Source organism: Thermincola ferriacetica, assembly GCF_001263415.1.
GTDB lineage: Bacteria > Bacillota > Thermincolia > Thermincolales > Thermincolaceae > Thermincola > Thermincola ferriacetica.
The window spans coordinates 1-4,040 of record NZ_LGTE01000047.1 but is presented as its reverse complement, the minus strand read 5'-3'; the positions used below and the strand labels follow the sequence as shown (position 1 = coordinate 4,040).

Sequence of the window (4,040 nt, the reverse complement as noted above, 5' to 3'; positions counted from 1 at the left end):
AAGCACTTCTAAACATCCTGCAACCAATCTTTGAACCGGACTTTCATCCATCGAGCTATGGATACAGGCCGGGACGCTCCTGCCATCAGGCGGTGGCCAAAGCAGAGATGTTCATAAACAAATACGGATTAAGCTATGTAGTGGATATGGACCTCTCCAAATGCTTTGACCGGCTAAACCATGACCTGATACTAGAGGGAGTCAACCGTAAAGTCAGTGACGGTAGTGTCCTGAAGTTAATCAAGAAGTTTCTGACAGCAGGAGTAATGAAGGACGGCGCCTGGGAGGAAACAGACCTGGGCAGCCCGCAAGGAGGAGTAATATCCCCTCTGTTAACCAACATATATCTGGATAGTTTCGACCAGGAAATGAAGAAACGTGGCATAAGAATGGTACGTTATGCCGACGATATATTGTTGTTTGCAGCAACATACCAGGATGCAAAGAAATACCGGCGTATAGCGACAGAATTCCTGGAGCAAGAACTGAAGCTAACAGTCAACCGGGAGAAGACTCACCTTACGGATAACCGCAAGGGCGTGGCTTACCTTGGATTTGTTATATACTCCAAAAGTGTAAGCATCAGCCCTAAGAAACTGAAGAACTTCAAGGACAAGATACGGAAAATGACACCCAGAAATCATGGCCTGAGCGTGAAAGAAATGGTTGAAAAGCTAAACCCTGTACTAAGAGGGTGGGCAAATTATTTTAGAATAGCAAACTGCCGGACTGTTTTTGCAGAGCTAATGGGGTGGATAAGGCGCAGGTTGCGAATGAAGAAAATGAAGGAATGGAAAAGTTGGAAACCGTTGCACAAAGCCTTACGAAGAAGAGGGTACAAAGGTACCTTTGAGAAAATCTCCATGACTACATGGAAGAACTCAGCCAGCCCGTTGATAAGCATGGCTCTGCCTAACAAGTGGTTTGACGAACTGGGTCTAATAAACCTGGAGAAATATAATGTCGGCATTTTGCATCACTGCCGACCGTAGTGACCGAGATTTACCAGGAGCCGTATACGAGGCCCGTACGTACGGTTCTGTGAGAGGGAAAAACGCCGCTACATTTCGCGGCGTTTACCTACTCGATTTGTATATGCAAAACAGGTATGGTATATTAAAGGCAGATGAAAAAAAGAAGGTGTTTCTATGATTACTAATGAAATAGAAAAACTGAAACACGGTATTGTGGAAAAATTCAATCCAGCAAAAATCCTTTTGTTTGGGTCCCATGCAAAAAACAGCGCCAGCAAGGACAGTGATATAGATATTTGTATTGTAGCTGATGTTGATGATAAAAAGGATTTTAGAAAAAAAATCACTATGTTTATTTATGATGATATAGAAGGACTGGATTTTGACAAGCCGGTCGATGTTTTGCTATACACAACAGAGGAATGGGACCAATATTCAAAGCAAAATGGGTCGTTTGCAAACGCTATTTCCAGAGAGGGCGTTGTTCTCCATGGTTGTCAAACAGAAAATTTCGCAGTAAGCGGTTATCCGCCTTTACAAACGCTTCGGTATAGGGTATAATTTACATATACCGAAGTGTTTTCTTTTTTACCAAAGTTTTTAATTTCCTTTTCCGCCCTCTGCGGCAGGAAAAGCAGGTTTTATTTAAAGTAAGTAGGGGGTAAGTATTGCTTTTTGCAAAGTAAATACTTGCCCCTTTTTGGTTTTTATAAAATTTTTGAGACGGCCAGGACCGAATATATACCGGCGAGGACAAGCTGTGAAAAAGAGGGGGTTAAGTAAAATGCTTAGTAAAGAGACAATCATTAATATCCTTGACACCAACCTTGAATTTATTAGACGGTATGGTGTTAAAAGAATTGGGTTGTTTGGTTCGTATCTCAGGGAGGAACGACTGCAGGACATTATAGAGTGTGCGGGAAAAATTATGCAGTACGCGGTTAACAAAGTGCCAGTATTAAAACAGGAGATTAAAAAGTTTTTAAAGTAAGTTCAAAAAAACAATTCACTTAAAGGGGTATGTATTAACACGTTAAAAATACATACCCCTTTTTATTTTTTTAAAAAAACTAGCAAAGGGGGGAACAAAAAAATGGCAGTGGCAAGCTACAGGAAAAAAGAGGGAATTTTTCGCATTTACTATGCGAAATTCCCGCCGGGCAAAATATTTTGTACGCCCGGCGTCCTGGAATCAGTGCCGCTGGAAGAAGTCCACGCTGCTCTGCAGCGGCACATGTCCGGCGACTGGGGCGATGTTTGCCCGGAGGACGCCAGTTTAAACGACAACGCCCTGGTGGAGGGGGGCAGATTACTTTCCGCCTACCACACCAAGGACGGGGAAAAATTCTGGATCATCACGGAGCCAGACCGGTCAGCTACAACGGTTCTGCTGCCGGATGAGTATTAAAAAAAGGGGGTATGTATAATGCACTATTTACATGCTATTCTGGTAAACGTAATAGAAGCGTCTGGACATATTCCGCAGCCTGAGGAATATGAGGACGCAAAATTAGAAGCCCGCGGTGTGGCTATGTCGGAAACAGAAGAATATTATGGCTCTGTATTCGACTGGCGCACAGAGGACAATGCTGGCAGGTGGAGTGACCTGTATCCCGGTATAGGTGTTGTCCTCGGTGCCGAGGATAGGGAGCGTTTCCTTGCGGAATTTCATCGCTGGAGGAATATGCCGCTGAAAAAGGCTCTTGAACTGTATGCCACGTTCAGTTTGGACCAAACTGGCTGGCGTACCCAGGAAGAGATCGACGAATTTAATGAACGTGCCAGACAGGAGGGCACGCCGGAATTTGTTATAAACAGTGATGTAGAACCACTTATATTCGATGAGCCGGATGAACCCCAGAGGTATTATAGCGGAATCCCAAAGTCTGACGCGGTAATCAATAGAGATTTTATCTGTCAGGTATGGGGAAACGAAGATGTTAACTATAATTTGTATCTGCTTAAATCCATTATGCAGTTGATTTGCGGTGACTATAGAAGCGACAGTCAGTTCTATAGCCTGCTTGATTATAGTTCCAGGGTATCAAAGAAAACCCTGGAAGATGTGCTGGCTCATCCGGAAAAGTACGCGCTGGTGTTCAGTGACTACCACAACTAATGTTGCTGGGCGCGGTGCAGTGCGGACCAAGAGGGGGAATAACAATGGCAAAACAAAAACAATTGATAAAAAAAATTAAGCCGCACGTAAATTTGTACAGGGATGACAGGACAGGTATTGCGTGGGTGGAAGATGGCAGTACGGGAAATAAACATTCCTGTCATCCCAACATCGATTCTACCGGCAGTGTAGCCGGGATGAAAAAGATGGGCTACTGGGGCAGGGCGGACAGGACGGTGAGGTGCTGCGGTGCCATTTACAACATCGACAGATGCGTCGTGTCTGACGAATTTGATGAAATAGCTCGTCAGCACTGTAAATGTGGCGGCAAACACTGACCGCCACTGACCGCTAACCAAAAAAAGGGGGTGAAGGCCGCACGGCCTGACAGAAAGAGACCGTGCGGCCATTCACCGGCTGCCGGTCTTTGAACAGGTCCGGCGGCTGAAAAATGGTAACTACAACAAAAGGGATGTCAACAAAATTTGACAGAGCAGCCGAGGAATTTCTGAAAAGCCTGCTCTGTCAAAAGGGGGACAAAAACAACAAAGGCGGTCTAAATTTAACCGCCGAACAATGGAACTGGTTAAAGCCCCTGCTAAAAAAAAGCAGAGAGCTTACCATCGAGCGCCTGCCGGACGGCAGCGTGGAGGTCCGGGCTTACGGCCCGGACGGCGAAGAAACAATCCGCCGGTTCGGGGAGGTGATCCGGTTTCCCCGACAGCGCGGCAGGCAGTCGCTGAAAGAATACCTGGCCGGGCTGGTGCGGAAGATCGCCAGCATGGAGGTTGAGGTGTCTGTTAGCTGGGAGAAATAGTCATCAACCACCTCCGGCACAAGGCTGGAGGCTTGTGGTACCAGGCCGTAAGCCTCGGGTTGACTAGCCCAAGTCTTTTGGAGACTACGTTGGTATGGTGAACACACCCCGGAGTATAGCCCGAGCTCCG

General features: G+C 46.0%; 7 protein-coding genes. All 7 read left to right on the top strand.

Annotated elements, in window-relative coordinates; translation table 11 throughout:
* Nucleotides 1–992, top strand: a 992-nt coding sequence (ltrA, locus tag Tfer_RS15510; RefSeq protein ID WP_052219179.1) for a group II intron reverse transcriptase/maturase, incomplete at its 5' end; no start/stop codon positions are given.
* Between the two features lie 156 nt (nucleotides 993–1,148).
* Nucleotides 1,149–1,535, top strand: coding sequence for a nucleotidyltransferase domain-containing protein (locus Tfer_RS15500; RefSeq protein WP_052219177.1), 387 nt, complete (start codon nucleotides 1,149–1,151; stop codon nucleotides 1,533–1,535).
* Nucleotides 1,536–1,758: 223 nt separating this feature from the next.
* Nucleotides 1,759–1,965, top strand: a complete 207-nt coding sequence (locus Tfer_RS15495; protein ID WP_052219176.1) for a hypothetical protein — start codon at nucleotides 1,759–1,761, stop codon at nucleotides 1,963–1,965.
* Between the two features lie 102 nt (nucleotides 1,966–2,067).
* Nucleotides 2,068–2,382, top strand: a complete 315-nt coding sequence (locus Tfer_RS15490; RefSeq protein WP_052219175.1) for a hypothetical protein — start codon at nucleotides 2,068–2,070, stop codon at nucleotides 2,380–2,382.
* A gap of 18 nt (nucleotides 2,383–2,400) precedes the next feature.
* Entirely contained in the window at nucleotides 2,401–3,093 is a 693-nt protein-coding gene (locus Tfer_RS15485; protein ID WP_052219174.1) for a hypothetical protein, read from the top strand.
* A 44-nt stretch (nucleotides 3,094–3,137) separates the two neighbouring features.
* Nucleotides 3,138–3,431 carry a hypothetical protein gene (locus tag Tfer_RS15480; protein WP_052219173.1) on the top strand — a complete coding sequence of 98 codons (294 nt, stop codon included), beginning with the start codon at nucleotides 3,138–3,140 and terminating at the stop codon, nucleotides 3,429–3,431.
* A 113-nt stretch (nucleotides 3,432–3,544) separates the two neighbouring features.
* Nucleotides 3,545–3,910, top strand: coding sequence for a hypothetical protein (locus Tfer_RS15475; RefSeq protein ID WP_052219172.1), 366 nt, complete (start codon nucleotides 3,545–3,547; stop codon nucleotides 3,908–3,910).
* Nucleotides 3,911–4,040 lie beyond the last annotated feature (130 nt).

What these genes read in the sequence shown, in the direction of transcription:
- Tfer_RS15500 (WP_052219177.1), top strand. Translation starts at nt 1,149, where the DNA reads ATGATTACTAATGAAATAGAAAAACTGAAACACGGTATTGTGGAAAAA.
- Tfer_RS15495 (WP_052219176.1), top strand. Translation starts at nt 1,759, where the DNA reads ATGCTTAGTAAAGAGACAATCATTAATATCCTTGACACCAACCTTGAA.
- Tfer_RS15490 (WP_052219175.1), top strand. Translation starts at nt 2,068, where the DNA reads ATGGCAGTGGCAAGCTACAGGAAAAAAGAGGGAATTTTTCGCATTTAC.
- Tfer_RS15485 (WP_052219174.1), top strand. Translation starts at nt 2,401, where the DNA reads ATGCACTATTTACATGCTATTCTGGTAAACGTAATAGAAGCGTCTGGA.
- Tfer_RS15480 (WP_052219173.1), top strand. Translation starts at nt 3,138, where the DNA reads ATGGCAAAACAAAAACAATTGATAAAAAAAATTAAGCCGCACGTAAAT.
- Tfer_RS15475 (WP_052219172.1), top strand. Translation starts at nt 3,545, where the DNA reads ATGGTAACTACAACAAAAGGGATGTCAACAAAATTTGACAGAGCAGCC.